This is a genomic window from Arthrobacter sp. 754 (assembly GCF_040548695.1).
In the GTDB taxonomy this organism is placed as follows: Bacteria; Actinomycetota; Actinomycetes; order Actinomycetales; family Micrococcaceae; genus Arthrobacter.
In genome coordinates, this window is record NZ_JBEPSC010000001.1 from 556,786 (window position 1) to 583,410 (window position 26,625).

Genomic DNA, 26,625 nt, shown 5'->3' on the forward strand with positions numbered 1-26,625 from the left:
TTTACATTGCGAGCGTGCGTGCGGTGGACGTCCGGCACCGGTCAAGCGTGTGGCATCGTCCGTCATATCTGCCACGAGTGGCGGTAATGCTTAGTTCCTGCGCTCAGTCTAGTTGCTGGTGCAGACGGGCAAGGCGGACGTGTCCTGGCCCGAACCGGAGAGTTCGACGGCGTGGCGGGCCTGGTCAAGATTCTCCACTTTGACCACCTGCAGACCGTCCGGAACATGACCGACGACGTCGTCGCAGTTTGCCGCGGGGGCAAGGAACAATGTGGCTCCCCCGGCCCGCGCGCCGTGCATCTTCTGCTGGATCCCGCCGATGGGCCCAACAGTGCCGTCGGGGGTGATGGTGCCTGTCCCGGCCACGTGCTTGCCGCCGGTCAGGTCCCCTGGCGTCACGATGTCAATGATGCCCAGCGAAAACATCAGCCCTGCGCTGGGGCCGCCCACCTTGTCCAGGGACATTTTTACGTCGAACGGAAAAGTGAAAAGGTACTTCAGCATGACGCCCAGGATGTAGCGGCCGGAACCGTTGTCCGTGGGGTTGATCTCCTGCGTGACGGACTCCCCTGCCCGCCTGACTGCCACCGTGGCGGGAGCACCTTTGCCGGCCGCCAGCTCCTCCTGGATGACGGCCAGGGACGTGACCGGCCTGCCGTTGATCGATTCGAAGATGTCACCGTTTTCAATCTTGCCCTCCGACGGCGAACCCTCCGAGAGCCCGGCCGCCTGAAGCTGCTGGCCAAACGGGATGTCGAGCTCCTTGAGGGCCGACGCGACCGCATTCTCCTGTGATGAGGCCATGGCCACGGAACTCTGCTCTTCGGCCTGCTCTTTGGTGGTGCCGGTGGGATAAATCAGTTCTTCCGGGTACACGGACTTGGATCCGTCCAGCCACCCGGTGAAGGCGCCCAGGATGCTGACAGGGCCGTTAGGGCCGCCGTCGACATAGACCGTGGTCAAATCCAGGTTGCCGGCAGCGGGGTAGGTCTCGTGGCCCGTGACGCTGATGACGGGGCCGTTCTGGGCCTGGCCGATGGTGTTGAAGGTGGGTCCGGGGGACTCGACGACGTAGGGCACCGGAACGGTGCCGACGGCGATGCCCAGCCCCAGTGCGAGGATTCCGGAGAGCATCATCACTGACACGCGCTTGTCCTCGGGCCGGTACCGGCGCAGGGACGTGGGTCCCTCCTCGGCGCCCGCCGGGCTGTTTTCGGGGGGTCCGGCACTCGCTGTTGCGCCGGCGTCGAGCTCGGGAGCGTGGTCCTCGCTGGGGTGTACGCCACGGGTTGTAGTCACCGAACCAACACTACGCGGTTGCCACCCCCGCCAGCTTTGCCGACAGCGAACGTAACGCCTCTCCGGCAGACAGTAGTCCCGGCCCGGGGTACCGTGAAAGTTGAACAGTCAAACCGACGATCGGCGGGATCATGACCTCCAACCCACTCAATCCGTCCAACGGCGACGAAACGCCCAAGGATCCGCTGGCAGAGATGCTGCAGAACCTGATGGGCGGCAAGGGCATGGAAGGCTTCGACCCTGCCGAGCTGGCGAAGGCCGCCGGCCTGCCGGACGACCCCAACCTTCTGGCGCAGATGTTCTCGCAGGTCCAGGCCATGATGAGCGCACCCTCAGAAGGTCCGGTGAACTGGCAGCTGGCGCACGAGAATGCCCGCCGCGTCGCGGCCAGCAGCGCGGACCCCTCCGTCACCTCCCAGCAGAGCCGCGAAGTGGATGAAGCCCTGCGGCTCGCCGAACTGTGGCTGGATCCGGTGACTGACCTCCCGGCAACCGGCCTTATTGGCCGTGCCTGGTCTCGCGCCGAGTGGGTGGAGGCCACACTCGGTACATGGAAGCGGCTCACCGAACCGGTGGCCAACAGCATCGCCAATGCGCTCTCCAGCGCCATGACCGAGCAGATGCCCGAAGAGATGAAATCCATGATGGGCGGGGCGTCCTCCATGCTGCAGAACATGGGCGGGGCCATCTTCGGCATGCAGCTGGGGCAGGCCATCGGCGCCCTCTCCGGCGAGGTGGTCAGCTCGACCGACATAGGCGTGCCGCTCGCCGACCTCGAAATGGCCCTGCTGCCCTCAAACGTCGCGTCCTTCGGGGAGGGCCTGAGTCTGCCGGAGAACGATATCCGGTTGTTCCTGGCCGTCCGCGAGGCAGCCCACGCGCGCCTGTTTGTCCAGGTTCCCTGGCTGCGGGGACACCTGCTGGGCGCCATTGAGGCCTACGCCCGCGGGATCCACATCGATACTTCCCGCATCGAGGAACTGGCCCGGGACCTGGACCCGAGCAACCCCGAAGGCATCCAGGAGGCGTTGTCCCAAGGCGTGTTCATGCCGCAGCGGACCCCGGCCCAGGAACAGGCGCTTGAAAAACTTGAGACAGCCCTGGCCCTCGTGGAGGGCTGGGTGGACGAACTCAGTGCCGCCGCCACCGAAAAGCTGCTTCCATCGGCGGCTGCCCTCCGGGAAACCGTCCGTCGGCGCCGTGCCACCGGCGGCCCGGCCGAGCACGCCTTCTCCTCGTTGGTGGGACTCGAACTGCGTCCCCGGCGCCTTCGCGAGGCTGCCGCCTTGTGGGCAGCGCTCAAGGACGAACGCGGCATTGAGGGCCGCGATGCCATCTGGCAGCACCCTGACCTCCTGCCCACCGCCGAGGACCTGGATGACCCCCAGGGCTTCACCGCCCGCCGCCAGCTGGCGGAGGCCAGCGACAGCGAAGTCGACGATGCGCTGCAGAAGCTGCTCAGCGGCGGCTTCGACAACGCGCCTGAGGGTGATGTGCCGGAGGGTGACGCCGGCGCCGGCGATGCCACCGACGCCGGTCCTGATGCCGGTGCCGGGGAGCAGCCCGGCGACGGGGAGGGTAAGCCGGACGACAAGAAGTCCGACGGCGGGAACCCGCAGGGTTAGCCGCCTGTACCGTCCGACGCCGTACCGTCCGACGCTGAATTTTCCTAAGCAGGACCGTTAATCGGCGTCTGCGTCGCCGGGTCCGCCCGGTCCGAGCCCGCGGCCGGTGGCAAACGACACGCCCTCCAGGAAGGCTTTGGCCCGCATCGTGTCGGGGTAGGCCTCCAGCAGCTTCCAGAACGCGGCGTTGTGCCCCGCCACCAGGAGGTGGGCGAGCTCATGCAGCAGCACATAGTCGATCACCCACTGGGGCATGGGCCGGATCTTGTCGGAGAGCCGGATGGTTCCTTCCGACGGCGTCGCCGAGCCCCAGCGCGAGTTCTGGTTGCTGACCCAGCGGACCGACGTCGGGACTGCCCTGCCGGCAAAATATCTGGCGGACAGGTCCGCAGCGTGGGCCGCCAGTGCGGCGTCCGTCGCGGGCTGCCGCTTCCCCTGCTGGGCGCGTTTCACACCCTGGCGGTGCAGCTTGTCCAGCATCCGGTGGACCCACTCCGACTCCTGGGCGGCTGTGAACCGGGCAGGGATGGCCACTACGGCGGTCCCGTTTTCCCAGAATGCAGCGACAGTCCTGGTCCGGCGGGCGGACCGCCGCACCACGACCGGCAGACCGTCATGTGTGGTCAGCGGGGCCTGGGGCTGGCCGCCCTGCGTGCGCCTCACAGGGTGGTGCTTTCAACCAGCACGCGCAGGACGTCCTGGCCGTAGCGTTCCAGCTTGGACGGGCCGACGCCCGCCAGCGCTGCCAGTTCCTCCATGGTTGACGGTTTGGCCTCTGCGATGGCCGTCAGCGTGGCATCCGTGAACACCACAAACGCCGGGACCTCCGCGGTGAGTGCAATTTCCTTCCGCCACTGCCGCAGCGCTTCAAAGGTCTGTTCCTCGTAGCTGGGCGGGCAGTCGTTACAGCGCCCGACCTTGCGTTCCGCGCCGCTGGCGAGCATGCTCCCGCAAACCCGGCAAATGGCCGGGGCGGCAGCTTTGCGGCGTGGCGCCGGGCCCTTGCCCCGGACGCTGGAACTGGCCACTGAGTTGGGCCGGAGTCCGTCCAGGAAGCGTGAGGGCTTGCGGTTCGCCCGGCCGCCGGGCGTGCGCGCGGTGGACCAGGACAGGGCCAGGTGTTCGCGGGCCCGGGTGATCCCCACGTAGAGGAGCCGGCGTTCCTCGTCCACAGCCTCGGGAGTGTCCGCGAAGGAGATCGGCATCAGGCCTTCGCTGAGGCCCACCAGGAAAACCGCATCCCACTCGAGGCCTTTTGCCGCATGGAGCGATGCAAGGGTTACACCCTGGACGGTTGGCGCATGCTGGGCCAGGGACCGTTCCTGAAGCTCGTTGACGAAGTCCGCGAGGCTGAACTGGTCGCCCCGGACCTGGACGAGTTCGTCCGCGAGCGCCACCAGCGCCGCCAATGATTCCCAGCGTTCACGCAAGGCCCCGCCATTGTGGGGAGCTGCCTCCGTGTACCCAAGCGAGGCAACAATATCCCGGACCAACTGACCCAGTGGTTCCGGCGATGAGGTTTCGGCGACTGCCCGGGTGGCGGCCCGCAACTGAAGGATGGCATCCCGGACTTCCTTGCGGGCGAAGAACCGCTCACCGCCACGGAGCTGGTAGCCGATCCCGGCCGCGGCGAGCGCCTGCTCGTAGGCTTCGGACTGCCCGTTGGTGCGGAATAGGACGGCGACCTGGCTGGCGGGAGTGCCGGCGTCGAGCAGTTCCCGGACCTTGATGGCCACGGTGGCCGCCTCGGCTTCGTCGTCAGTGCATTCGGTGAACTGCGGCACCGGCCCGGCCGGCCGCTGCGCCACAAGCTGCAGCGGAGCGGCCCAGGCAGCATCGGCGACCGGTCCGCCGCTGCGCCGCGCCGCCAGGAGATCATTGGCCAGCTTGACCACCTGCGGCGTCGAGCGGTAATCGCGGATGAGCTTCACCACGCTGGCGTCCGGATACTGTGCCTTGAAACCCAGCAGGTGCTTGGGCGAGGCGCCGGTGAAGGAGTAGATGGTCTGGCTGGCGTCGCCGACAACACACAATTCGTCGCGGCCGCCGAGCCATAGTTCAAGGAGCCGCTGCTGCAGCGGGGAAACGTCCTGATACTCGTCCACCACGAAGTGCCGGTACTGTTCCCGGACCGTGGCGGCGACTTTCTGGTCCTCCTGCAGGATGCCTACCGTTATCAGAAGGACATCCTCGAAGTCGATGACATTCCGGTCGGTCTTGACGTCCTCGTAGGACTGGAAGACACGGGCGACGGCGGTGAGATCGAACCCGCCGGGCGTTCCCCTGCCCTGGGCGTTCTCCAGGTAGTTGGCCGGGGTCAGCATGGAGACCTTGGCCCACTCGATCTCCGATGCGAGGTCGCGGATGGACGCACGGTCCGTACTGAGCCTGAGCCGGCGGGACGCCTCGGCGATCATCTGGGCCTTGTGATCCAGGAGGTTGGGCAGCGTGCCGCCCACGGCCTGCGGCCAAAAAAACTGCAGCTGCCTGAGGGCCGCAGCGTGGAAAGTGCGGGCCTGCACGTTGCCCACGCCGAGGTCCCGGAGCCTGCTGCGCATTTCCGCTGCGGCCCGGGCCGTAAACGTCACGGCCAGGAGCCGCTGCGGGCTGTACACCCCTGAATGCACGCCGTAGGCAATCCGGTGGGTAATTGCCCGGGTTTTTCCGGTGCCCGCACCGGCGAGAACGCACAAGGGCCCGTTAAGCGTGCTGGCGACCTCGCGCTGCTCGGCATCCAGTCCCCCGAGGATGCGTTCCTCAAGGGACTCTGTGCTGTCAAAATTCTCTGTGGTCACTTCTGCTGCTCTGTTGTCGCGACGGCCACGTGCTGGCGTCTAACCAATGGGTGGTGCCTGTTCAGGCGTCTGCGCGGTCCAGGATCCGGCCGCCGTACCAGTGCTCGATCAGCGAGCGCGCAATCGACAGCCGGCTGGAGATGGTGATGTCCCCTGCCAACACGGCTTCCTGGAGTTCCTCCCGGCTGAACCAACGCGCCCGGGTCACTTCCACGCCGTCGGGCTTTGCCACGTTGTCTGCCGTGACGGCGGTGAATCCAAGCATAAGGGAGGCGGGGAACGGCCACGACTGCGATCCAAGGTACTGGCATCCGGTTACCCTGACGCCGACTTCCTCGTGGATCTCCCTGACCACGGCCTGTTCAAGGGATTCCCCGGGTTCAACGAAACCGGCAAGGGTGGAATAGTTCTTGGCGTCAACCGGGCCGCCGCCACCCAGCAGGAGCCGTCCGTCCGGACCGACGACTGTGACGATAATGGCGGGATCTGTCCGCGGATAATGTTCCGAGCCGTCCTGGGGGCAGCGCCGGACCCAACCGCCGGCCTCGACGGCAGTGGGCACGCCGCAGCGGGGGCAGTGGGTATGGCCCGCGTGCCAGTTGGCGATGGCACTTGCTTCAACAAACAGGGCAGTGTCCGTGGGGTCAAGGGCGGCCGCCACATCCCGGAAACCGGCCCACGAAGCATCCAACGGGATCCCTGCGGAGCCCGGATCCAACTGTTCAGGCAGGACAAAAAGGACAACTTCGGTCTCTGCCGGGAGATCCGAACCGGCCAGGGCCGAGCCGAGGTAGATGAGCAGATCCGGGGCTGAGCCAAGGCCATGCAGGGCGGCGAGCAGCCGGGGAGCTGGGGCGAGCCACAGCATGTCTCCCTGCACCAGTGCCTGCCGTCCGGAAAGGACCACGGCCAACGTGCCGTCCCGCGCGGCCAGTTCGTCCACCATACCGGGCCGGACACGGTCAGCCGATCCGCGGTCAAGCAGGGCCGGCCGCACCGGAAGTACGGTGTCGAACAGGAGGTTGGCCGGCAGTTCGCCTGCCTGCATCTGGTAGGCCGGTGTTGCGGACTCGGCATGACTCATGTGTCCACCGTACTGACTCGGACCGACAATTTACATTCAGCGGGAACCGTCCGGAGCCCGGCCCGGCCCGGAATACGGAGTTTTGGCGCTTATCTTCAGACTCGCCGCCCGCACATCGTCCGCTGGGGCGCGACTCAATCTACCGTGGAATGGTGAGAAGAAAACCGATCGAACTGGCAGCCGTTGCAACTGCGGCCGTCCCCGGGCTGACGCCAACCGCCGTTAGCTCCGCTGCGGACGATCCCGCGGATTTCGACTCCGCCCTGCTCCTTGACTCGGAAGGTAAGCACTGGAGGGTGAGGTCGCCGCGGCACGCAGAGGCCAGTGCCAGGCTGGAAACGGAATTCCTGGTGCTCCGGGCCTTCGCACCGGCCATTCGGGCTGAACTGCCCTTCCTGATGCCCACCGTGGCCGGCAGCGTCCGGCTCGGCAGCCTGAGCACCTTTGTGTACTCGCACCTGGCCGGCAGCACCCGGAGCGTGGAGGAACTCACGGCAGGTCCGGATGTACTTGCCCGGGAAATCGGAATGGCCCTGGCCGCAATCCACGATCTGCCGCAAACCCTGGTCAGTAACGCAGACCTGCCCAGCTATACCCCGAATGAATTTCGACAGCGCCGGCTGAACGAACTCGACCAGGCAGCCACCACCGGAAAAATTCCGGCGTTGCTTTTGATCCGCTGGGAACACGCACTGGAGGACGTCTCGCTCTGGCGGTTTAACCCATGCGTGGTCCACGGCGACCTCCATGAGGACAACCTGCTCATAGAGGGCAGCCGCGTCACCGCCGTAACCGGCTGGACCGACCTGCGGATCGGGGATCCCGCTGATGACTTCGCCTGGCTGGTTGCCTCCAACGAACAGGACTTCGTCGATTCGGTCCTCAGCAGCTACACGCAGGCCCGCCGTGACGCTCCGGATCAGCACCTGCTCCGCCGGGCCGCCCTGTCCGCCGAGTTCGCACTGGCCCAATACCTGGTGAAGGGCATTGCCGCCGGCGACGCCACGATGGTCGCCGAGGCGGAGGGGATGCTGGAGACCCTTGCGTCCGACATTGAAGAACACGGCGGCCAGGCAATCAGCGTCGAACCCCTGCCAGGCCAGGAACGACCCGCTGCGACAAGCGTCCCGACGCCGGTAGTGACGGTCGCGCCGTCGCCGGCGGTGACTGTCGTCCCGGTACCCGTCCTGCCGGCACAGCCCGTATCCGCCCTGCCTGCCGTTGAGGTTGGCCCCATCCCCGCGGACCCGACGCCGGCACAGGGCCAAGCTGCGAAACCTTTCCTCGTGGCGGAGCCATCAGCGGACGAAGCGGCTGAGGCAGCGCCGGCGGCCCGGTCCGCCGACGACACCTCCACCGCGGCCATCAGCATCATCGACGTCAGGAAGCGCTGACACCGAGGGCAGTGGCAACGATCTGTTCGAGTTCCCCGGCAGAGCCAAGATCGTGCGGCCGCACCACCTGGTTGTCCGCCACATAGAAGAAGGCGGCCCTGACGTCGTCGAGCGCCACGCCCTTCAGCCGGGCCCATGCCAGCCGGTACACGGCCAACTGGACCGACTTAGTCCGGAGCTGTGCCGGAGCAGGCCTGCGGCCGGTCTTCCAATCCACGAGGTCCCACCGCCCATCGGCATCACGGAACACGGCGTCAATGCGCCCGCGGACCACGACGTCGCCCACCCGGGTTTCCACCGGCACTTCCACAAAGGCCGGGGACCGATTGGCCCATTCAGAGGCCTTGAAGGTCGCCACCATGGCGTCGAGATCGTACGCTGCGTCGATGTGGCCGTCCGAGCCCGGCGCCTCGCCGAGGTCAAGCATTCCGGCGGCGCCAAAGTACTCTTCGACCCAGCCGTGGAACGCCGTGCCTTTTCGGGCTGACATGCCGGGTTCGCGTGGTACGGGCCTTCGCAGCCTGCCCACCACCGCATGTGGATCCTCGCCGAGGTCCACCAGGGTGGACGCAGAAATGTGGCCGGGCAGGTGTACATCCTGGCCGCCGGCCCGCCTGGAACGGCGCTCCATCAGCAGGGCGGCTTCAGCGGCCCACCCAGCGGCGTTGCCCCGGAGCCCTCGCGCGGCCGTGACGCCGGCGGCCGCTTTGCCCTCCCCGGCTGGTTCAGCGGCGGGGTTCCACCCCGCAATGCCTGCCCGCACGCGTGCGGCGGCGCGCTCCATCGCCAGCCGTCTTCCCGGTACAAGCCGCAGGCGCTCACCGGTCCGCGGATCCGCCGGCCCCTCCAGCGGGTCATAGGGCCATCCCGCAACCTCCATACCGGCGGTCAGCGGGCTTTTTTCAGGCAGCGAAGCTTCGTCCACCGAAGCGGGGTGCACCACTGCTGCCCCCGCCATTCCTTCCGCCGGCGTGACCAGACTTTCCAGCTCGGCCAGGAACGGCGACATCTCCGCGCGCCCGGCCCTCGAACCGACCCAGGCCGCGCTGGCCACCCACAGGATGTGCTTCGCCCTGGTGTAGGCGACGTAGGCGAGCCGGCGTTCCTCTCCCTCCACGTGGCCCTGGACAGCTGACTTGAAGTCCTTCTCAGCATCAAGCCAGCCCTTTTGGTCCGGCTGGTCAGTATCCCATTGGGGCAAATCCGCACGGTCCCCGCGAAGTGGCCAGGGCAGGGCTGCCGCTCCACTGCTCCATCGGGAGTCCTTGTTGCTGGGAAAGGCGCCGTTATTGAGGCCGGGGACAAAGACGACATCCCATTCGAGGCCCTTGGAGGCATGGACGGTCAGCAGCTGCACGGCCTCCCGGTTGATGTCCGAAGCAGGAGCCTCGAGGCCGTTCTCCTCGACCGCTGCAGCCTCCAGCCAGGCGAGGAACGCAAGGATGTCCACCCGGTGTGAGGTCCTCAGGAAGCCGGCCGCGGCGTCCTGGAAGGCATCCAGGTTGCGGCGTGCCTGGTGGATGCTGGTTCCGGGGCGTGCAGCAACTTCAATGTCGAGCAGCATGGCCCGTTCCACCTCGCCGAGGAGTGTGGTCAGGTCATCTCCGAGATAGCCGCGCAGCTGCCTTAGTTCGGCTGAGAGCCTGGCGAGGCGTTCGCGTGCCTCGCCGGTCAACGTCCTGCCGTGGGAGGACGTCCAGCCTTCGCGCGGGAGCCAGTCAAGGGCCTCCACCAGGCTTGCGCCATCAGTCAGGTCGCTCTCAATGACAGCGTCATCGGAACCGTCCGCCGCAATGTCCTCCGGTGGGTTGGCTGCAGAAAGATACCCGCGCCGGCGGGCCAGCTGGCCGGACCAGTCCCGGAAAGCCATCAGGTCGGCCGGTCCGATCCGCCACCGGGCGCCAGCCAGCAGGCGCATCAAAGAGTCCGAGCGCCCGGGGTCGGCCAGCACCCGAAGCGTGGCAACGAGGTCAACGATCTCGGCAGTGTCGAGCAGTCCCCCCAGTCCCACGATCTCGTAGGGGATGCCCCTCGACTCGAATTCCCGCCGAATCGTCTCCATCTGCGCCCGGCGCCGGCAAAGGACTGCCAGGGCCGGCGGCACGGGCGTGCCGTCGGCCGCGTGCTCAAAGTCAGTGACCCGGTATCTCAGGACATCCCCGGCGAGTGCCGCGGCCTCCTCGACGTCGGTGCTGAAACGGCCCAGTACGACCTGTCCGGCTGCCGCGAAAGGACTGGGCTGCAGGGGCGGCACATTCGCGGCCGCAGACTTTCCGGCCACTCCGGCCGGTGCTTTCTGTTCCTCGGCCCTTCCCAAGGCTTCGGACATGATGTTGGCCGCCGAAAGGATGGCTCGCCCGTTGCGCCACGCCGTCGTGAGATACGACGTCGGGGCCGGCGCGTAACGCGCCTGGCCGTCGCCGCCATCGCCGCCCTCGCGTCCGTCGGGGCCGTCGCGGCCTTCCACCCGGACGGGGAACTCACGGACGAAGTGGAACAACTGCCCGGCCGATGCCCCGCGGAAACCGTAGATCGACTGGTTTGGATCACCCACTGCAGTGACAGCATGCCCGTCACCGAAGAGCCTCGAAAACAGAACGAGCTGGGCATAGGAGGTGTCCTGGAACTCGTCCAGGAGCACCACTTTGTAGCGCTGCCGCTCCATCTGTGCGGCCAGCGGAATCTCCCTGGCCACGCGGGCAGCCAGGGCCACGAGGTCACCGAAGTCCAGCGCACCCCGCGCCCTTTTGGCAGCAGCATAGCGGCCCACCATGTCAGCAACGCTTGCCCTGGTGCGCAGCATGGCCGCCAGTTCGGCGACACCCTGCGGGGCGTTCTTCGCGGCGCCGGCCAGGTAGGGCCGCTCCTCGAATTCGGCGAGGCGGGCCATCAGCCAGGCCTCGACGTCGGCCGGCTCCTGCAGGTGCTCGGCGCATTCACCGGCGAGCTGGATGACGGCCTTGACCAGCGTGGACTTGGCTGCCCTGAAGTGGCGGTAGTCGCCGTCGAAGGCCTCCACCACTTCGGTGGCGAGCTGCCAGGCCTGCGCCCCGCCGAGGAGCACAACGTCCCGTTCCACCCCGAGCCGCAGCCCGTAGTCCGACACGATTCCGCTGGCAAACGAGTGATAGGTGGATACTTTGGGCTCGAGGGCGTCACTGCTGAGAAGGCCGGCAGGGAAGACGGCGTTCTGCGTATCCTGGGCGGCTATGCGCGTCAGCGAGGCGAGCTTGGCCCTGATCCGCGTGGCCAGCTCACCGGCCGCCTTCCTGGTAAACGTCACGCCGAGGACTTCCTCGGGCCTGACCCAGCCGTTTGCCACGAGCCACACAACGCGGTCGGCCATGGTGGCTGTTTTCCCGGATCCCGCTCCGGCAATGACCAGCCGCGGGGAAAGGGGTGAGGAGATGATGGCGGACTGTTCAGGGGTGGGTGTGTTCTTTTCGCCAAGCAACGCGGAAAGCTTCTCCGGGCTGAAAAGGGGCTCGGGAAGTTTGTCCGGGCTCATTCGGTGACCTGCTTTCCGCGGACACACAGCGGGCAGACCTCCGGAAGCCTGCAGCCATGGCCGCCATGGCCGCTCTTCGATGGATCATGGCGTGCCTCGAAGCTGTTCCCTGCCATCACCGTGGCCGCGCCGGTGACCATTTCAAGCGCCCAGTTCTCCTGCGGATCCAGGGGCTGCTGCTGCTGGATTCCGGGGCTCTTGGTGGTTGTTCCCAGCTGTGCCAGCACCGCCCCGCCAGGCGCTGCCGTGGCGGAAACCCCCACTGCGTCGGTGAAGCCGCCCGCCAGGACCGCAGCCTGGTACGCGCCCAGCTGGGGATGCCGGGACAGCTCCGTTTTTCCCGGCTGGCGTTTGCCTGTCTTGAGGTCCACGATGACCAGCCTTCCCTCGGCATCGATCTCGAGCCGGTCAACCTGGCCGCGGAGAACGGCGGCGCGTGCAACGGACCCGCGTGGATCGGCCGCCGCACCCTCGTCGCCAGGTGCCAGGGCGCCGTCGGCCCCGTTCCCCGCATCTGTCTCAGCATTCTGCCCGTCTACGGACGGCGCCACCGCCACATCGGGGAGCCGGACTTCAAAATCCTGCTCCACGCCCAGCAGGGTTCGGCCTTCACTGCGCATGACGAGGACATACTGGGCGAGCTTGCGCACCATCGTTTCGGCCCGCTGGAAGTCCAGCTTGCCTTCCCAGTTGTCCTTCATTCCCAAGGCGGGCCAGCGGCGGACGAGTTCGGCCACGTATTCGCCGCCGGAGGCATCCGGCATGTCCTGCGCAATGGCGTGGACGAGGGTGCCCAGGCTGCGGGCAAAGTCCGTGGCTGCCTCTCCCCCGGCGGCCTGCACAAACCAGTCAAGCGGGGATTTCTGGACGGATTCCACTTTCGAGGGTGAGACGTAAACGGTTCCTCCAGGTGGAACAACCGGCTCCGACGATGACAGCGGGGACAGGCCCCACCAGCTGTCCGGGTGCGCTCCGGGAACGGGAGGTTCAGCGGAGGCAAGTTCGGCTAGGACCCTGGTAGCTTCAGCGGCTTCGGGCCCGTACTTTCCGTCCAGTTGGGCGTACTGGCGCAGCTCGGCCACCAGGGCACGGAGAGTCATGGGCCGCTCAACCGCAGTGAACACCCTCCCCTCCGCGCCCGGCTCGAGCGGCGCGACGTAGTCCAGGAACGACGACGGCTGGTCATCTTCCGAGGAGACCGCCGTGCAGATCAGGATCTCGCAGGCCCTGGAAACCGCTGTGGAGAAGCTCCGGAGTTCGTCGTAGCGGATTTCCCGCAGCCGGCTGAGCGGGTCGAGCTGCAGGGCATAGCCGACGCCGTGCTCCACTGCGTCGGCATACAGACTGCTGCCCAGAAGCTCACCGCGGAGCCGTGTGTTGGGCCAGACGCCTTCCTGCAGACCCGCCACAATGACCACCGGCCACTGCCGCCCGGCAGCGCTGGCCGGCGTCATCAGCTCCACCGCGTCATCGACCTGGGCCCGCGCCGCAAGGGTGTCCATGGGCAGTTCCTGGTTCAGGAGGTATTCGAGGAACTGCTCGGGGCCGGCACCGGGCATTTGGTCCACGTAGCGCTCGGCAGTATGGAAGAGAGCCATCATGGCATCGAGGTCCCGGTCCGCCCGTGCGCCATGGGACCCCCCGGACAAAGCCGATTCAGTCCACACGTTAGCCAGCCCGGTGGAGTGCCACAGAGCCCAGAGCACCGACTCGGCATTGGCTCCCGGCCCGGCTGCCGCAGCGCGGCCGGCCTGGATCATACGCGCAGTGCGACGGGCGGCGCGGCCTTCCATGCCCAGCGTCCCCAGTGCGCCCGGTTCCAAAAGCGCCTCCACCAGCAGGGCGTCGCTGGTGCGCCCGCCGCCGCCCTGAAGCTCCTCCTGCCGGAGGGACTGCCGGAGCCTGCGAAGTTCAATGGAGGTGGCGCCGCCGATCCGGGATGTCAGGAGCGCGACGGCGGTCTCGGGCGTAAGGAGCGCCGGGTCGAGCGCGATGGCATAGGCATCCAGCAACGGCCGGACCGCGACTTCGTCGCGGACAGCGGATTCAGCCACGGGGACGCGCACCGGGATTCCCTGGCCCGACAGGTAGCGTTGCAGCTCGCTGAGCTGGCCGCCGTTGCGCACGATCACTGCGATTTCGGCAAGATCCCGGCCGTGGTTGACGTGCTGGTCCAGGATGCGCTGGGCAACGTACCGCAGTTCGTGCACCGGAGAAGGCACGAGGTGTGCTTCCACGGTGCCCATGTTCGGTGTGCCGCGTTCCGCGGCCCCGGACCCGTGCAGTGGCCCGGCCTCAGGTTGCGGCTGCTCCAGCCGCCGGGCCAACTGGCCGCCGGCGCGCTGCGAGATCCGCCCGGCGACGCCGAGCCATGCCTCGGCGATGGCGGGGGTGTGCCGATGGGTATGCCAGAGCGGCCGCTCGATGACGCTGCCTCCCGGGGCAAGCAGCCGTGGGAGGTCCGCGACGAGATCGGGCCGGGCACCGCGGAAGCCCTGCACCACGGTGTCCGGAGAATAGGCCACATAGCAGTCCTTGCCCGCGGCGATGTCAGCCAGCAGTTCGAAAACGGCAGGGTTGGCTTCCTGCACGTCGTCCACCAGGACCAGTTGGAGCCGTTCCCGTTCCGCCGCCAGAAAGCCGGGGACGTCCTGGAAAATCTGCCGCGCCGTGGTGATGATCCCGGCGGGGTCAAACGCCTCAGGCATCCGCAGGTCCAGCACGTCGCGGTACTCGGCGTACAGTGCCGCGGCGGCGATCCAGTCCGGCCGGCCGCACTGGCGGCCCAGTTCCGCCAGGTCCTCTGCTGTCCTGCCGGATTCGATGATGCGGTCAAACAGTTGCCGAACCTCCTGGCGGAAGCCGCGGGTCTCAAGTGCCGCTTCCAGATCCGCAGGCCAGGGAAGTTCCAGTCCCGGCATCCGGTGGCCTTCCAGGAGTTCGCGGATGATCAGGTCCTGCTCCGGGCCGGAGAGGAGGCGCGGCTGACGCGCAAGCGGGAGGATTCCTTCCGCTTTGGCCCGGCGTATCAGGTCGAAGGCGTACGAGGCCCACGTCCTGGCCGGCGTGGTACTCAGGCTTCGGTCCAACCGGGCCGTGAACCGGTCCCGGAGCGAGTCGGCGGCGAGGCGTCCCGGAGCCAGGATCAGGATGCGTTCCGGATCCACTCCGTCCTTCAGAGCGCGGCGGACGGCAGCTTCGATCAGGACCGTGGATTTGCCGGTCCCCGGCGCGCCCGGAACGAGCACGGGGCCCGCACCGTGCGGTACCTCAACAGCCTCCCGCTGGTCCGCAGACAACACCGGAACCTCGTGGTGGACCTGCCGTGGCGGAAGGAGGCGCAGGCCCGTCCCGCCGGGGCGGCCTGCGCCGAAGTTCGGCTCAGAGTCGCCGTGGGAACTGCCAAGGGGTTCGACTTCAGGGATAGTTGCGGTCACACAGACATTCCATCATCAGCCACTGACAATCTGCGGAGCCGCCGCTCCAGTTGCTCCGCAATGGCATCAATCCGGTCGAAATCGTCCTCACCCGGTGACCAGCGGGCTGCCGTCAGGTCAACCCGCCAGCGGCCCTCGCCGGTTCTGAGGTAGCCCTCATGATCACCCAGGAGAGGCGTCCCCTCCGCAAGGTAGTGCCGGAGAGCCCTGGCCTCGTGACCCTCGGGGGCCTGGCCGTTGGATTTGAGGATCCGCCACCAGGGAACGTCACTGCCGTAGTGACTCATCACACGCCCAATCTGACGGGGCCCGCCGGACCCCAGGAGCTCGGCCACGTCCCCGTAGGCCACTGCGGTTCCTGAGGGAACCAGCTCAACCACCGCCAGCACCGCCTCGACGTACTCAATCCGCATGGATCCAGATTAGCCGCAGTGGCGTTCCACGATCCTGTCGGTGCCCGCCGGTAGCGTTGAAGCATGACCACCTGGAACACCCTCCCCCGTGCAGCGTTCGACCTCGAAACCACCGGCCGGAATTCGCGTGCTGCGCGCATTGTCACAGCATCAGTGACAGTGGTCGACCACAAGGGCGATGTGATCAAGGAACACGAGTGGCTCGCCGATCCGGGTGTCGAAATCCCGGCCGAAGCCAGCGACGTCCATGGAGTCACCACCGAGCAGGCCCGGCGTGAGGGCCGGCCGGCCGGCGAAGTCACGGGCGAGCTGGCCACGGTACTGCAGGAACTGTTCGACGCCGGAATTCCAGTCATCGCCTTCAATGCCAGCTACGACTTCACAGTCCTCGCGGCGGAGTCTGCCCGCCACGGGATCCGGCAGCTCAGCCGGTTCCCCGTCCTGGATCCATACATCATGAACAAGCAGGTGGACAGATACCGCAAGGGCAAGCGCACCCTGACGGCATTGTGCGAGGAATACGGCATCACCCTGGACAACGCCCATACCTCCGCAGCCGATGCCCTTGCCACGCTCCGGATGCTCGATGCCATGGCCATCAAGTTCCCCAAGCTGAAAATGCCCGCAAGCCAGCTTCACGAGCTGCAGAAGGACTGGGCCGTCAGCCAGGCAGCGGACTTCCAGAACTACCTTCGAAAGACCAAGCCTGCCGCCGTGATCGAGGGCGAATGGCCGGTCCTGCCGCCGGAAGATGGCGGGCGCGGCGAATTCTAGCTGAGAGCTAACTCACGCTTCTCCCCTTGGAAGCGGGCCGCCCCGCCGCCTCCATGGGATTCGGTTCAGTCTGCACTTTCCATTCATTTGATGTTCAGCGGATATCCCAAGCTACGCAAAATTCGACGTTGCGCCCATTTTGCCACCGTTACTTCGTGTGAAATGCCTAAAAGTGGAAAATGAGATGATTAAGTTCTGCGGTAAACCCGCCCCGGCCGGCCGGCATTCTGGGAGCAACGCTCCAGGCGCCACACGCGTAGCCTTTCGGCCCGGTTGAACTTCTGACTCAGATGAAAGTGACTACCTCATGAAGACTAAAGCCATGAAGTGGCTGACCACCGCTCCGGTAGCGGTGGCCCTGGCGCTCTCGCTGGCCGCCTGCGGCTCGGGCACAGCCCAGCCCAGCGGCACCCCCACGGACGCGCTGGCCGGCAGCGACAAGCAGACGCTGGACCGGTACACCACCGCCGACGTCACCCCGATCGAGAAGATCGACAAGACCAAGCTGGGCCTGAACACTGAAGGCAAGCTCGAGGTTGGCACGCTCTCCGACGCGCCGCCGAATATCTTCATCGACCCCTCGGGCAAGTTCACCGGCTACGACAACGAGCTCCTGCGCGCCATTGCCGGCAAGCTGGGGCTTGAGGTTGAATTTGTGGCCACTGACTTCTCGGCCCTGCTTTCCCAGGTGCAGACGAAGCAGTTCGACATGGGCTCCTCCTCCATCTCCACCACCGACGCCCGCCGCGCCAATGTCGGCTTCACCAACGGCTACGACTTCGGCTTCATGGCTGTAGTGGCCAAGACCGACAGCGACGTCAAGGGCTTCGCCGACCTTGACGCCAACGTCCGCATCGGCGTCGTCCAGGGCACCGTCCAGGACGACTACGTCACGAACACGCTGAAACTGGAGCCGGTCCGCTTCCCGGACTACGCCACCGTGTACGCAAACGTGCGCAACGGCCAGATCGATGCCTGGGTAGCACCTTCCCAGCAGGCCACCGGACAGGTGAAGGAGGGCGACGGCACGGTCATCGCCGAATCCGTAGTGAACACCCAGAACTTCACGGCTTACGCAGTGAACAAGGACAACAAGGCCCTGATCGACGCCCTGAACTCCGGACTTGACGCCGTAATCGCTGACGGCACCTGGTCCAAGCTGACCAAGGAGTGGTACCCGAACCGCGAGACCCCCGCCGACTGGAAGCCGGGCAGCAAGGCTGTCACGGTTCCCAAGAGCTGACCCGGGCCTCACCGCGTATGGATCTCCTGGAGCAACTGGGCGATACGTTCCTCAACTGGGAGGAAATGGCGAAAGTCATTCCCTCCCTCCTCATGGTGGGTCTGCCCAACACCCTGATCCTGGCCGTTGCATCGGGCATCCTCGGCTCCCTCCTGGGGCTGGCACTGGCACTCATGGGTATTTCCCGGAATCCGGTGGCCCGCTGGGCAGCGAGGATCTACACCGACCTGTTCCGGGGGCTTCCCGCCATTCTGGTCATCCTGGTGATCGGCATTGGGCTGAGCCCCATAGCCAGGGAACTCACGGGCAACCGCAACCCCTATCCGCTGGGCATCCTGGCACTGACCCTCATCGCCGGCGCCTACATTGGTGAGATCTTCCGCTCCGGCATCCAGAGCGTGGAGAAAGGCCAGCTGGAGGCCTCGCGGGCTTTGGGCTTCAGCTATGGCAGCTCCATGCGCCTGGTGGTGGTGCCGCAGGGCATCCGCCGGGTCCTTCCTGCCTTGGTTAACCAGTTCATCTCGCTCCTGAAGGATTCCTCGCTCGTCTTCATGCTGGGCCTTGCCTCTTCAGACCGCGAAATCTTCCGGATCGGGAACGATGCCATGGCCAACACAGGGAATCTTTCACCCCTGGTTGCCGCAGGCCTGCTGTATCTGATTCTGACCGTGCCACTGACCCACTTCGTGAACTTCATCGACAACCGGCTGAGGACTGGCCGGCCGGAGAAGAAGGAACCGGACGAGTTGGCAGCACCTATCGGCAAGGGGGCACAGGCATGACCGAATTCACCTCCGGCACCCTGACCGGCAAGAACCTGCACCTGTCATTCGGCCACAACCACGTGCTGCGCGGGATCGACCTCCACGTGGAGAAGGGCACCACGGCTTCGGTCATCGGCCCCTCCGGCTCCGGTAAGTCGACGCTGCTGAGGGTCATGAACAGGCTGATCGAACCGGACCAGGGCGATATCCTGCTGGACGGCCGCTCGGTTCTGAAGGACAACCCTGACGAACTGCGCCAGCGGATCGGCATGGTGTTCCAGCAGTTCAACCTCTTCCCGCACAAAACGGTGGTGGACAATGTCAGCCTGGCGCTGCGCAAGCTCCGTAAGCTGTCCAAGGACCAGGCCCGCGCCGAAGCTTTGGAGCAGCTTGACCTGGTCGGCCTGAAGCACAAAGCTGACGCACGGCCGGCCAACCTCTCCGGCGGTCAGATGCAGCGCGTCGCAATCGCCCGCGCTCTGGCCATGAAGCCGGAGGTGATGTTCTTCGACGAAGCCACCTCGGCGCTGGACCCCGAGCTCGTCAAAGGCGTCCTGGCCCTCATGGCCGATCTCGCCAAAGGCGGCATGACCATGGTGGTGGTGACCCACGAAATGGGCTTCTCCCGCAACGTCTCGGACACCGTGACGTTCATGGACGCCGGTGTTGTGGTGGAGTCGGGTCCGCCCGAAAAGATCTTCACCGCACCCGAAACCGAACGCCTGAAAGGCTTCCTCTCCGACGTCCTCTAGGCACATCGACAGAAATCCCCGCTTCCCGGACTGTTCCCCCTCGCATGAGGCGGGGATTTGTCAGGGAGGCGGGGATTTTCGCCTTTCAGGCACAGTTGACGCCCGACGGCGACGCTAGGCCTGCGCGGCTGCGGCGGCTTTCGCCGCGGCCGGGAGGGCATCGAAGATACGGTTCATGGCTGCGTCGTCGTGGGCTGCCGAGAGGAACCAGGCTTCGAAGACGGACGGTGGCAGGTAAACGCCGGAGTCCAGCATGGAGTGGAAGAACGGCGCGTACCGGTAGGTCTCCTGGGCCTGGGCGTCTGCATAGTTGTGCACACCGTTGGCCGACGTTCCGAATGCCACGGAGAAGAGGTTTCCGGCGAACTGGATGGAGTGGTCAACACCCGCTTCGTCGAGGGCGGCGGACAACGCCGAGGAGAGCTCCAGCGAGCGGACGTCCACAAAGGAGTAGACATCGCGGGTGGCGTGCGTCAGCGTGGCTACCCCGGCTGCCATGGCCACCGGGTTACCGGAGAGTGTGCCGGCCTGGTAGACCGGGCCGAGCGGCGCCAGGTAGTCCATCACGTCCGCACGCCCGGCGAGCGCCGCCGCCGGCATTCCACCGCCGATGACCTTTCCGAAGGTGAGCAGGTCCGGGGTCCACGGCTCGGCGGCATCCGGCGCCCCGCCGGTCAGGCCCCAGTATCCCGAGTAGCCGGTCCGGAAGCCGGTGAGGACCTCGTCAACGATCAGCAGGGCGCCGTGCTCGCGGGTGATGCGGGACAGTCCGAGGTTGAAGCCCTCCCCCGGCGTGACAACGCCCATGTTGGCCGGGGCGGCTTCGGTGATGACGGCCGCAATGTTGGGCCCGTGAGCAGCAAACGCGGCCTCGACGGCGGCGAGGTCGTTGTACGGCAGCACCAGGGTTTCGGCGGCTGTGGCTTCGGTGACGCCGGCAGAGCCCGGCAGAGCCAGGGTGGCAACACCGGATCCTGCGGCGGCCAGCAGACCGTCGAGGTGGCCGTGGTAGCAGCCGGCGAACTTGATGATGAGGTTCCGGCCGGTGTAGCCGCGGGCCAGTCGGACGGCGGTCATGGTGGCCTCGGTGCCGGTGGAAACCATCCGCACGCGCTCGGCGGCAGGAACACGCTCCTGCACGAGGGCTGCAAGGTTCGCCTCGTCAGGGGTCGAGGCACCGAAGGACAGTCCGCGGTCCACGGCGGCGTGCACCGCCTCAAGGACGGCAGGGTGGGCGTGGCCAAGCAGTGCCGGGCCCCAGGAGCAGACCAGGTCCACGTACTCGATGCCGTCGGCATCGGTCAGGTATGGGCCCTTGGCAGAAACCATGAACTTCGGCGTCCCGCCCACCGAGCCGAAGGCCCGGACGGGCGAGTTGACGCCGCCGGGCATCAGGGTCTGGGCACGGGCAAAGAGGTCATCGGAACGAGTCATGCCCTTATTCTCCCATCCCCGCGCGCCCCATCTTCCAAGGCGCCGCCGGAGCCCAGGCCGCGCGGGCTCCGGCGGCAGCCGACGACGGTTAAGGTCAGCCGTCCGTCAGCGGTCCGCGGGCATGTCGGCGAGCATGTCCGCGACCAGAGGCGCCACTTTGGAACCGAACAGTTCGATGGAGCGCATCATCTGCCCGTGGGGCAGGGTGCCGCTGCTGTACTTCATCTCGAAGCGGTCCGCGCCGAGGGTGCCCTTGAGCCTGACCACCTTCGCGGCCACCGTGTCCGGGGAACCGATGAACAGCGCGCCGTCCTCGTCGGCGGCGGCTTCGAACTCGCCACGGCCGGCGGGGCCCCAACCGCGCTCCGCCCCGATTTTGTTCCTGGTGGCCAGCCAATGCGGGTAGTACTCCTCAAGGGCCTGTTCGTCAGTCTCGGCCACGTAGCCCGGTGAATGGACGGACAAAGCCTGCGGTTCCTTGCCGGCCTCGGCCAGGGTGCGCCGGTACAGGTCGGCATAGGGGCGGAACCGTTCCGGTTCGCCGCCAATGATCGCCAGGACCATCGGGTAACCGTAGGAAGCGGTGCGGACCACGGACTGCGGCGAGCCGCCAACTCCGATCCAGGTGGGAAGCAGGCGCCCTTCAACGTGCGGGTAGACCATCTGTCCGCGGAGGCTGGCCCGGGTACGGCCATCCCAGTTCACCGGGTTCTGGGTACGCACACGGTCATAGATGTCCAGCTTCTCCTCGAACAGGACGTCATAGTCCCCAAGGTCGTACCCGAACAGGGGGAAGGATTCCGTGAAGGAGCCCCTGCCCAGGATCACTTCGGCCCGGCCGTTGGACAGAGCGTCGAGAGTGGCGAACCGCTGGAAAACGCGGACGGGATCGTCAGAGCTCAGGACCGTTACCGCGCTGCCGAGCCGGATATTCTCCGTGGCTGTGGCGATGGCCGCCAGCACCACCTCCGGCGCGCTGATGGCGAAATCCTTGCGGTGATGTTCTCCCACGCCAAACGAATGGAGCCCGACGGCGTCCGCCACCTTGGCCTGTTCCACCACCTGGCGCAGTACCTCGGCGTGGTGTTTGGGTGTGCCGTCGGCCGCCAGGTCGACGTCGCCGAAAGTGCTGACGCCCAGCCGGATGGTGTCCGCCGGGACAGGGGCGGTGGGGTTGTCCGGGATTACAGGACTGGTCACGGGAAGCTGCTTATTTTCATGCATACGCATACAAACCTCCGGCCGTCCGGAAACATTCCCGGTCGCCGCGATTCAACACGTCAGGATTCCTTGAGCCAGCCGGCAAGTTCGGAAGCCCAGTACGTCAGCACGGTATCGGCACCCGCCCGCTTGATGCCGAGGACGGATTCGGTGATGGCGCCGCGCCGGTCGATCCAGCCGTTGGCAGCGGCGGCCTCGATCATCGCGTATTCCCCGGAAATCTGGTAGGCCGACACCGGCACGGGGCTCATCGCAGCGATGTCAGCCAGGATGTCCAGGTAACTCATGGCCGGCTTCACCATGACCATGTCGGCGCCTTCTTCAAGGTCCAGTTCCACCTCAAGGATGGCTTCGCGGCGGTTGGCGGCATCCATCTGGTATGTCCGCCTGTCGCCTTTGAGCTGGGAGTCCACGGCTTCGCGGAAGGGGCCGTAAAAGGCGGAGGCGTACTTTGCCGCGTAGGCGAGGATGACGGTGTTCTTGTGGCCTGACTCCTCCAGGGCCTGGCGGATGACGGCGATCTGGCCGTCCATCATGCCTGAAGGGCCCAGGACGTGAGCGCCGGCGTCGGCCTGGGCTACGGCCATCTGGCCGTAGATTTCCAGGGTGGCGTCGTTGTCCACGTAACCGTCGGCGTCGAGGACGCCGCAGTGGCCGTGGTCGGTGAATTCGTCGAGGCAGACGTCGCCCATGATGACCAGGTCATCGCCCACCTCGGCACGGACATCCCGGATGGCCTTGTTAAGCACGCCCTCCGGGTCCAGGGACGCCGTGCCGCGGGCATCGCGCACGGCCGGCACGCCGAAGAGCATGATGCCGCCGACTCCCAGTTGGACAGCCTCGGCCGCGGCCCGCTTGAGGGATTCGGTGGTGTGCTGCACAACGCCCGGCATAGAGGTGATGGGGACGGGCTCGCTGATGCCTTCGCGGATAAACGCGGGCAGGATCAGATCCGCCGGGGCCAGCCGGTACTCCGCGGTGAGCCGGCGCATGGCCGGGGTGGTGCGGAGCCGGCGCGGGCGGTGGTTCGGAAAGCTCATCGGATGGTCCCTTCGTTGGCGAATACGGAGCCCAGGGCGGCCGCAATGCCGTCCGGGGTGGGTACTTTGGCGGTGGCCGCCACCGGGATGCCCAGCGCGGCAGCTTCTGCCGCCGTCGGACGCCCGATCGCGACGAAACGGCAACTGCCCAGCGGGAGCAGGGTCGCGGCGATACGGCGTACGGCGCTGGGTGAGGCGGCCACGACGGCGTCGATCGTCCCGCCGTCGAGCTCCCGTCTGGTCTGCGAGGGGCTGAGTTCCTGGGGTGCGGCAGCGGTGGAACCGCCGACGGCGGCAGGCAGTTCCGCTTCCAGGCGGAGCCCCGGCCGGGCCGGAAAGTCGACGGTGTGGTAGGCGATGACGGCGGTGACGGCGGCGCCTTTGGCAGCCAGCCCCTCACGCAGGGCGGGGGCAGCGATGTCTGCCTGCGGCAGCAGCACGCTCACCGGAGCGGCGGCCCACAGATCCACGAGTCCCTCGGCGGACTGGATGTCCACCGGGGCCAGCGCCACTGGGATACCCACGGCCTCCAGTATCTGCCTGGAGGATGGGCCGATCGTGGCCACGCGCGTTCGGGCCGGCACCAGTGCGGCGGGCGGGGTCCCGCGCTCGGCGGCCTTTTCCAGAAGCACGCGCACCGTCGTGATGCTGCTGACCACGAGCCAGTCGAAGGCTCCGGCCGCCAGTGCATCCAAGGCGTGATCCAGGGCGGACTGGTCCGCTGCCCGCTCGAAGTCGATGAGCGGCAGGAGCAACGGTTCGGCCCCGAGGCTGCTGAGCAGCGAGGCCAGCGGGCGTGCCCGGTCAGCGCTCCGGGTGATCAGGACCCGCCTGCCACCGAGGGCGCCCAGGTCATCAGGACGCGGCAAGATCCGCGATCTCCGCGGCGCCGGCAGCAAGCAGGAGCTCGGCCACCTCGATACCGAGCAGCGTCGCGCCGATCTCGGTGAGACCGTCTGTGGCCTTCTTCTCGCGTACTGTCCTGGTGCCGTCCACGGCGCACACCACCGCTTCGAGGTAGAGCATGCTGCCCTTGCGGTACGCGAACGCGCCCACCGGTGCAGCACAGCCAGCCTCCAGACGCGCCAGTACGGCGCGTTCGGCGGTCACCGCCAGCCGGGTGTCGACGTCGTTGAGGGCGGCGAGTGCCTGGGCAAGTACGCCCTGCGGGCTTGCGGCGGACCCGGCACCACCCGGAGCATCGGCCGTGCGGCACTCGATCGCAAGCGAACCCTGGCCGGGGGCCGGGAGCATGACATCGGTCTCGAGGAACTCGCTCACCGTGTCCAGCCGGCCGATCCGTTCCAGTCCTGCTGCCGCGAGCACCACTGCGTCGAGGTCACCTGGGGCGTCCGGCGCGTTGCCCGGGAGGCCGGGCACGCGGCCCAGCCTGGTGTCCACGTTGCCGCGGATGTCCTGAACGTTCAGGTCCGGCCGGACGGCGAGCAGCTGGGCAGCGCGACGGGGCGAGCCCGTGCCGACTTTGGCACCTTGAGGCAGGTCTGCAAGCTTGAGGCCGTCCCGCGCGCACAGGACATCGCGGACGTCGACGCGTTTGGGGGTGGCCGCAATGGTGAGGCCAAGCGCAGAACCCGTGGGAAGGTCCTTGAGCGAGTGCACCGCAACGTCACACGTGTTCTGCAGCAGGGCGTCCCGCAGGGCAGCGACGAACACGCCGGTGCCGCCCATCTGGGACAGCGAGCCGGTCTTGACGTCACCCTCCGTAGTGATGCGGACAAGCTCAACAGGGAAGCCCCCGACGGCGGAGAGCTGGTCTGCGGTCTGCTGGGTCTGGGTCAGGGCAAGTTTGCTGGCCCTGGTTCCGATCCGGACGGTCACCGGGCGCCTGCTCCCCCGGCTGCGTCAGCTGACGCGGCCGGGTAGGGGTCATGCCCGGTACCAACGGTGGTGTCAGCCCCCGCAATGGTGGGCTTCTCCCCGCGGAAGTTCGCGCAGCACCCGGGCCGGCAGACGTCGTACCACGGTCCGAGCCCGGTCAGGGCAGGCCGGTCACTGATGTTGTTGGCGCGGGTGCGTTCGGAGATGAGGTCCACCAGGCCGGTGACGAACTTCCGGTGCGTACCCGGCGTGGGAACGCGCGTGGCGGCCACACCCAGGCTGCGGCAGGTCTCCAGCGCTTCGGTGTCCAGGTCCCAGACAACTTCCATGTGGTCGCTGACGAACCCAAGCGGCACGATGACGATGCCTTTGACGCCCTGGCCGGCTAGCTCCCCGATGGCATCGTTAATGTCCGGTTCGAGCCACGGCACATGCGGGGCGCCGGACCGGGACTGGTAGACCAGCGACCACGGCGCCGTCAGCCCCGATTCAGCCTGAACCCTCTCGATCACCGCCGCGCCGGTGGCCAGGTGCTGGGCAACGTAGGCCGAGCCTTCCTCGAATTCGCGCGGCTCGGCCTCTGACCGGCCGGCGGCCTCGGCATCCCGGGTGGGGATGGAGTGCGTGGCGAAAAGGATATGCACCGGAGCGTCAGGGGTGCCCGCCGCGGCCAGCTGCGCACGCACATCCGCGAGGCCGGCAGCCGTGCCTTCGATGAACGGTTCCACAAAGCCGGGGTGGTCGAAGTACTGGCGGACCTTGTCCACCTCAAGCCGGCCGTCAAGCCCGCTCTCGGTCAGCGCGACGCCGATGTCCTCCCGGTACTGGCGGCAGCTGGAGTAACAGGAGTAGGCACTGGTGGTGACCATCAGCAGTTTGCGGTGGCCGGCGTCGTACGCGTCCTGCAGGGTCTGCGGGATGTAGGGGTCCCAGTTGCGGTTGCCCCAGAGCACAGGCAGTTCAATCCCCCGTGCGGCGAGCTCTCCCTCGAGGGCAGCCTTAAGCTGGCGGTTCTGCTCGTTGATGGGGCTGATGCCACCGTTGACGCGGTAGTGGTGGGAAACCTCTTCGAGCCGCTCATCGGGGATGCCGCGGCCACGGGTGACGTTGCGCAGGAACGGGAGGACGTCCTCCTGGCCTTCCGGTCCGCCGAAGGAGGCGAGCAGGACGGCGTCGTAATCCTTGGGCGGCATCCGGCCGGCCTCGGTGACAGGGTTGACCGCCGTGGTTCCGGACCCGGCCCGGGCGCCCAGCGGGGTCATGCGAGGACCTCTGCAACCTCGGCAGCGGAGACGCGGCGTCCGGTGTAGAAGGGAATTTCCTCCCGGACGTGGTTGCGTGCCTCGGTGGCACGGAGGTGCCGCATAAGGTCAACCAGGTCAACCAGTTCGGGAGCTTCGAGCCCCAGGATCCATTCCCAGTCCCCCAGTGCGAAGGAGGACACCGTGTTGGAGATGACCTGCGGGAAGTCGCGGCCGAGCATGCCGTGATCGCGCAGCATCTTGCCGCGCTCCTCTTCGGGCAGGATGTACCACTCGTACGAGCGGACGAACGGGTACACGCACAGCCATTCGGCCGGCGCCACGCCGCGCGAGTAGGCCGGCGTGTGGTTCTTGGCGAACTCGGCTTCCCGGTGGACGCCCATGGCGGACCAGACGATCTCGGTTCCGGCAAAAAGGGTGCTGCGGCGGATGTCGCGGATGGCCTGCTGCAGGGCCTCGGGTTTCGGCCCGTGGAGCCACACCATCACGTCGGCGTCCGCGCGCATTGCCGAGACGTCATAGCTTCCGCGGTGCGTCACGCCTGCCTCGGCCAGCCGGCTCAGCAGGGCCTCGAAGTCGGCTGCAGCGTCAGCGCTGCGCACGAAATTCTCAGACCGTTTGAAAACCGTCCAAAGCGTGAAGAACTGCTCGGCTGTTTCTTCGGTTTTAGTGACAGATTCGGCAGAAGTGTGGCTCATGGTTACCAGTTTGCCCCTTCCGAACCGGCAAGTCGAAACCAGC

20 protein-coding genes are annotated in these 26,625 nt (G+C 66.9%); 6 read left to right on the forward strand and 14 right to left on the reverse strand.

What is annotated here, in order from left to right; genetic code table 11:
• Positions 1–108 precede the first annotated feature (108 nt).
• A complete protein-coding gene (locus tag ABIA70_RS02645) occupies positions 109–1,299 on the reverse strand; it encodes a YlbL family protein (protein ID WP_354146042.1) in 1,191 nt (396 codons plus the stop codon).
• Positions 1,300–1,430: 131 nt separating this feature from the next.
• On the opposite strand from ABIA70_RS02645, the gene ABIA70_RS02650 reads away from it, so the two are divergent.
• Complete coding sequence (locus tag ABIA70_RS02650; protein WP_354146043.1) at positions 1,431–2,924, forward strand: zinc-dependent metalloprotease; 1,494 nt, start codon at positions 1,431–1,433, stop codon at positions 2,922–2,924.
• A 57-nt stretch (positions 2,925–2,981) separates the two neighbouring features.
• On the opposite strand, the gene ABIA70_RS02655 is transcribed toward ABIA70_RS02650, so the two are convergent.
• The 3 genes from ABIA70_RS02655 to nudC form a co-directional block, all read right to left on the reverse strand.
• Positions 2,982–3,587, reverse strand: coding sequence for a M48 metallopeptidase family protein (locus ABIA70_RS02655; protein WP_354146044.1), 606 nt, complete (start codon positions 3,585–3,587; stop codon positions 2,982–2,984).
• Positions 3,584–5,719 carry an ATP-dependent DNA helicase UvrD2 gene (locus tag ABIA70_RS02660; protein WP_354146045.1) on the reverse strand — a complete coding sequence of 712 codons (2,136 nt, stop codon included), beginning with the start codon at positions 5,717–5,719 and terminating at the stop codon, positions 3,584–3,586. The genes ABIA70_RS02655 and ABIA70_RS02660 overlap by 4 nt, the downstream gene beginning before the upstream one ends.
• Before the next feature lie 61 nt (positions 5,720–5,780).
• Entirely contained in the window at positions 5,781–6,803 is a 1,023-nt protein-coding gene (nudC, locus tag ABIA70_RS02665) for an NAD(+) diphosphatase (RefSeq protein ID WP_354146046.1), read from the reverse strand.
• Positions 6,804–6,955: 152 nt separating this feature from the next.
• Between nudC and ABIA70_RS02670 the strand changes: the two genes are divergently transcribed.
• Entirely contained in the window at positions 6,956–8,197 is a 1,242-nt protein-coding gene (locus ABIA70_RS02670) for a macrolide 2'-phosphotransferase (RefSeq protein ID WP_354146047.1), read from the forward strand.
• Here the strand turns inward: ABIA70_RS02670 and ABIA70_RS02675 are convergent.
• The 3 genes from ABIA70_RS02675 to ABIA70_RS02685 all read right to left on the reverse strand — a co-directional run bounded on the left by ABIA70_RS02675 (position 8,184) and on the right by ABIA70_RS02685 (position 15,555).
• Positions 8,184–11,705: an ATP-dependent helicase gene (locus ABIA70_RS02675; protein WP_354146048.1), complete on the reverse strand. Its 3,522-nt coding sequence runs from the start codon at positions 11,703–11,705 to the stop codon at positions 8,184–8,186. The two genes, ABIA70_RS02670 and ABIA70_RS02675, sit on opposite strands and share 14 nt — an antisense overlap.
• A complete protein-coding gene (locus ABIA70_RS02680; RefSeq protein WP_354146580.1) occupies positions 11,702–15,049 on the reverse strand; it encodes an ATP-dependent helicase in 3,348 nt (1,115 codons plus the stop codon). The genes ABIA70_RS02675 and ABIA70_RS02680 overlap by 4 nt, the downstream gene beginning before the upstream one ends.
• 89 nt (positions 15,050–15,138) lie before the next feature.
• The gene (locus ABIA70_RS02685; protein WP_354146049.1) at positions 15,139–15,555 is read right to left on the reverse strand and encodes an MGMT family protein; all 417 of its coding nucleotides are present in this window, start codon (positions 15,553–15,555) and stop codon (positions 15,139–15,141) included.
• 63 nt (positions 15,556–15,618) lie between these two features.
• Here ABIA70_RS02685 and ABIA70_RS02690 point away from each other — a divergent pair, with 63 nt between their 5' ends.
• The 4 genes from ABIA70_RS02690 to ABIA70_RS02705 all read left to right on the forward strand — a co-directional run bounded on the left by ABIA70_RS02690 (position 15,619) and on the right by ABIA70_RS02705 (position 19,088).
• Positions 15,619–16,329, forward strand: a complete 711-nt coding sequence (locus tag ABIA70_RS02690) for a 3'-5' exonuclease (RefSeq protein WP_354146050.1) — start codon at positions 15,619–15,621, stop codon at positions 16,327–16,329.
• A gap of 307 nt (positions 16,330–16,636) precedes the next feature.
• Positions 16,637–17,572, forward strand: a complete 936-nt coding sequence (locus ABIA70_RS02695) for a substrate-binding periplasmic protein (RefSeq protein WP_354146051.1) — start codon at positions 16,637–16,639, stop codon at positions 17,570–17,572.
• A 17-nt stretch (positions 17,573–17,589) separates the two neighbouring features.
• Positions 17,590–18,354, forward strand: coding sequence for an amino acid ABC transporter permease (locus tag ABIA70_RS02700; RefSeq protein ID WP_354146052.1), 765 nt, complete (start codon positions 17,590–17,592; stop codon positions 18,352–18,354).
• Entirely contained in the window at positions 18,351–19,088 is a 738-nt protein-coding gene (locus tag ABIA70_RS02705; RefSeq protein ID WP_354146053.1) for an amino acid ABC transporter ATP-binding protein, read from the forward strand. Before ABIA70_RS02700 ends, ABIA70_RS02705 begins: the two co-directional genes overlap by 4 nt.
• A 114-nt stretch (positions 19,089–19,202) precedes the next feature.
• On the opposite strand, the gene hemL is transcribed toward ABIA70_RS02705, so the two are convergent.
• The 7 genes from hemL to hemQ all read right to left on the reverse strand — a co-directional run bounded on the left by hemL (position 19,203) and on the right by hemQ (position 26,582).
• Complete coding sequence (hemL, locus tag ABIA70_RS02710; RefSeq protein ID WP_354146054.1) at positions 19,203–20,522, reverse strand: glutamate-1-semialdehyde 2,1-aminomutase; 1,320 nt, start codon at positions 20,520–20,522, stop codon at positions 19,203–19,205.
• A 105-nt stretch (positions 20,523–20,627) separates the two neighbouring features.
• Positions 20,628–21,746, reverse strand: coding sequence for an LLM class flavin-dependent oxidoreductase (locus tag ABIA70_RS02715; RefSeq protein ID WP_502917149.1), 1,119 nt, complete (start codon positions 21,744–21,746; stop codon positions 20,628–20,630).
• A gap of 56 nt (positions 21,747–21,802) precedes the next feature.
• Positions 21,803–22,783 carry a porphobilinogen synthase gene (gene hemB / locus ABIA70_RS02720; protein WP_354146056.1) on the reverse strand — a complete coding sequence of 327 codons (981 nt, stop codon included), beginning with the start codon at positions 22,781–22,783 and terminating at the stop codon, positions 21,803–21,805.
• Positions 22,780–23,652 carry a uroporphyrinogen-III synthase gene (locus ABIA70_RS02725; RefSeq protein WP_354146057.1) on the reverse strand — a complete coding sequence of 291 codons (873 nt, stop codon included), beginning with the start codon at positions 23,650–23,652 and terminating at the stop codon, positions 22,780–22,782. The genes hemB and ABIA70_RS02725 overlap by 4 nt, the downstream gene beginning before the upstream one ends.
• On the reverse strand, positions 23,639–24,622 hold the full coding sequence (gene hemC, locus ABIA70_RS02730) for a hydroxymethylbilane synthase (protein ID WP_354146058.1): 984 nt from the start codon (positions 24,620–24,622) through the stop codon (positions 23,639–23,641). Before hemC ends, ABIA70_RS02725 begins: the two co-directional genes overlap by 14 nt.
• Positions 24,619–25,884, reverse strand: coding sequence for a ferrochelatase (locus tag ABIA70_RS02735; RefSeq protein ID WP_354146059.1), 1,266 nt, complete (start codon positions 25,882–25,884; stop codon positions 24,619–24,621). Before ABIA70_RS02735 ends, hemC begins: the two co-directional genes overlap by 4 nt.
• Complete coding sequence (gene hemQ / locus ABIA70_RS02740) at positions 25,881–26,582, reverse strand: hydrogen peroxide-dependent heme synthase (RefSeq protein WP_354146060.1); 702 nt, start codon at positions 26,580–26,582, stop codon at positions 25,881–25,883. The genes ABIA70_RS02735 and hemQ overlap by 4 nt, the downstream gene beginning before the upstream one ends.
• Between the last annotated feature and the right edge of the window lie 43 nt (positions 26,583–26,625).

Excerpts from the sequence above, each read along its gene's own strand:
- ABIA70_RS02685 (WP_354146049.1), bottom strand. The coding sequence starts at position 15,555 with ATGCGGATTGAGTACGTCGAGGCGGTGCTGGCGGTGGTTGAGCTGGTT.
- ABIA70_RS02650 (WP_354146043.1), top strand. The coding sequence starts at position 1,431 with ATGACCTCCAACCCACTCAATCCGTCCAACGGCGACGAAACGCCCAAG.
- hemQ (WP_354146060.1), bottom strand. The coding sequence starts at position 26,582 with ATGAGCCACACTTCTGCCGAATCTGTCACTAAAACCGAAGAAACAGCC.
- ABIA70_RS02700 (WP_354146052.1), top strand. The coding sequence starts at position 17,590 with ATGGATCTCCTGGAGCAACTGGGCGATACGTTCCTCAACTGGGAGGAA.
- nudC (WP_354146046.1), bottom strand. The coding sequence starts at position 6,803 with ATGAGTCATGCCGAGTCCGCAACACCGGCCTACCAGATGCAGGCAGGC.
- hemL (WP_354146054.1), bottom strand. The coding sequence starts at position 20,522 with ATGACTCGTTCCGATGACCTCTTTGCCCGTGCCCAGACCCTGATGCCC.
- ABIA70_RS02695 (WP_354146051.1), top strand. The coding sequence starts at position 16,637 with ATGAAGACTAAAGCCATGAAGTGGCTGACCACCGCTCCGGTAGCGGTG.
- hemB (WP_354146056.1), bottom strand. The coding sequence starts at position 22,783 with ATGAGCTTTCCGAACCACCGCCCGCGCCGGCTCCGCACCACCCCGGCC.
- ABIA70_RS02715 (WP_502917149.1), bottom strand. The coding sequence starts at position 21,746 with ATGCATGAAAATAAGCAGCTTCCCGTGACCAGTCCTGTAATCCCGGAC.
- ABIA70_RS02735 (WP_354146059.1), bottom strand. The coding sequence starts at position 25,884 with ATGACCCCGCTGGGCGCCCGGGCCGGGTCCGGAACCACGGCGGTCAAC.
- ABIA70_RS02675 (WP_354146048.1), bottom strand. The coding sequence starts at position 11,705 with ATGAGCCCGGACAAACTTCCCGAGCCCCTTTTCAGCCCGGAGAAGCTT.
- ABIA70_RS02705 (WP_354146053.1), top strand. The coding sequence starts at position 18,351 with ATGACCGAATTCACCTCCGGCACCCTGACCGGCAAGAACCTGCACCTG.
- ABIA70_RS02690 (WP_354146050.1), top strand. The coding sequence starts at position 15,619 with ATGACCACCTGGAACACCCTCCCCCGTGCAGCGTTCGACCTCGAAACC.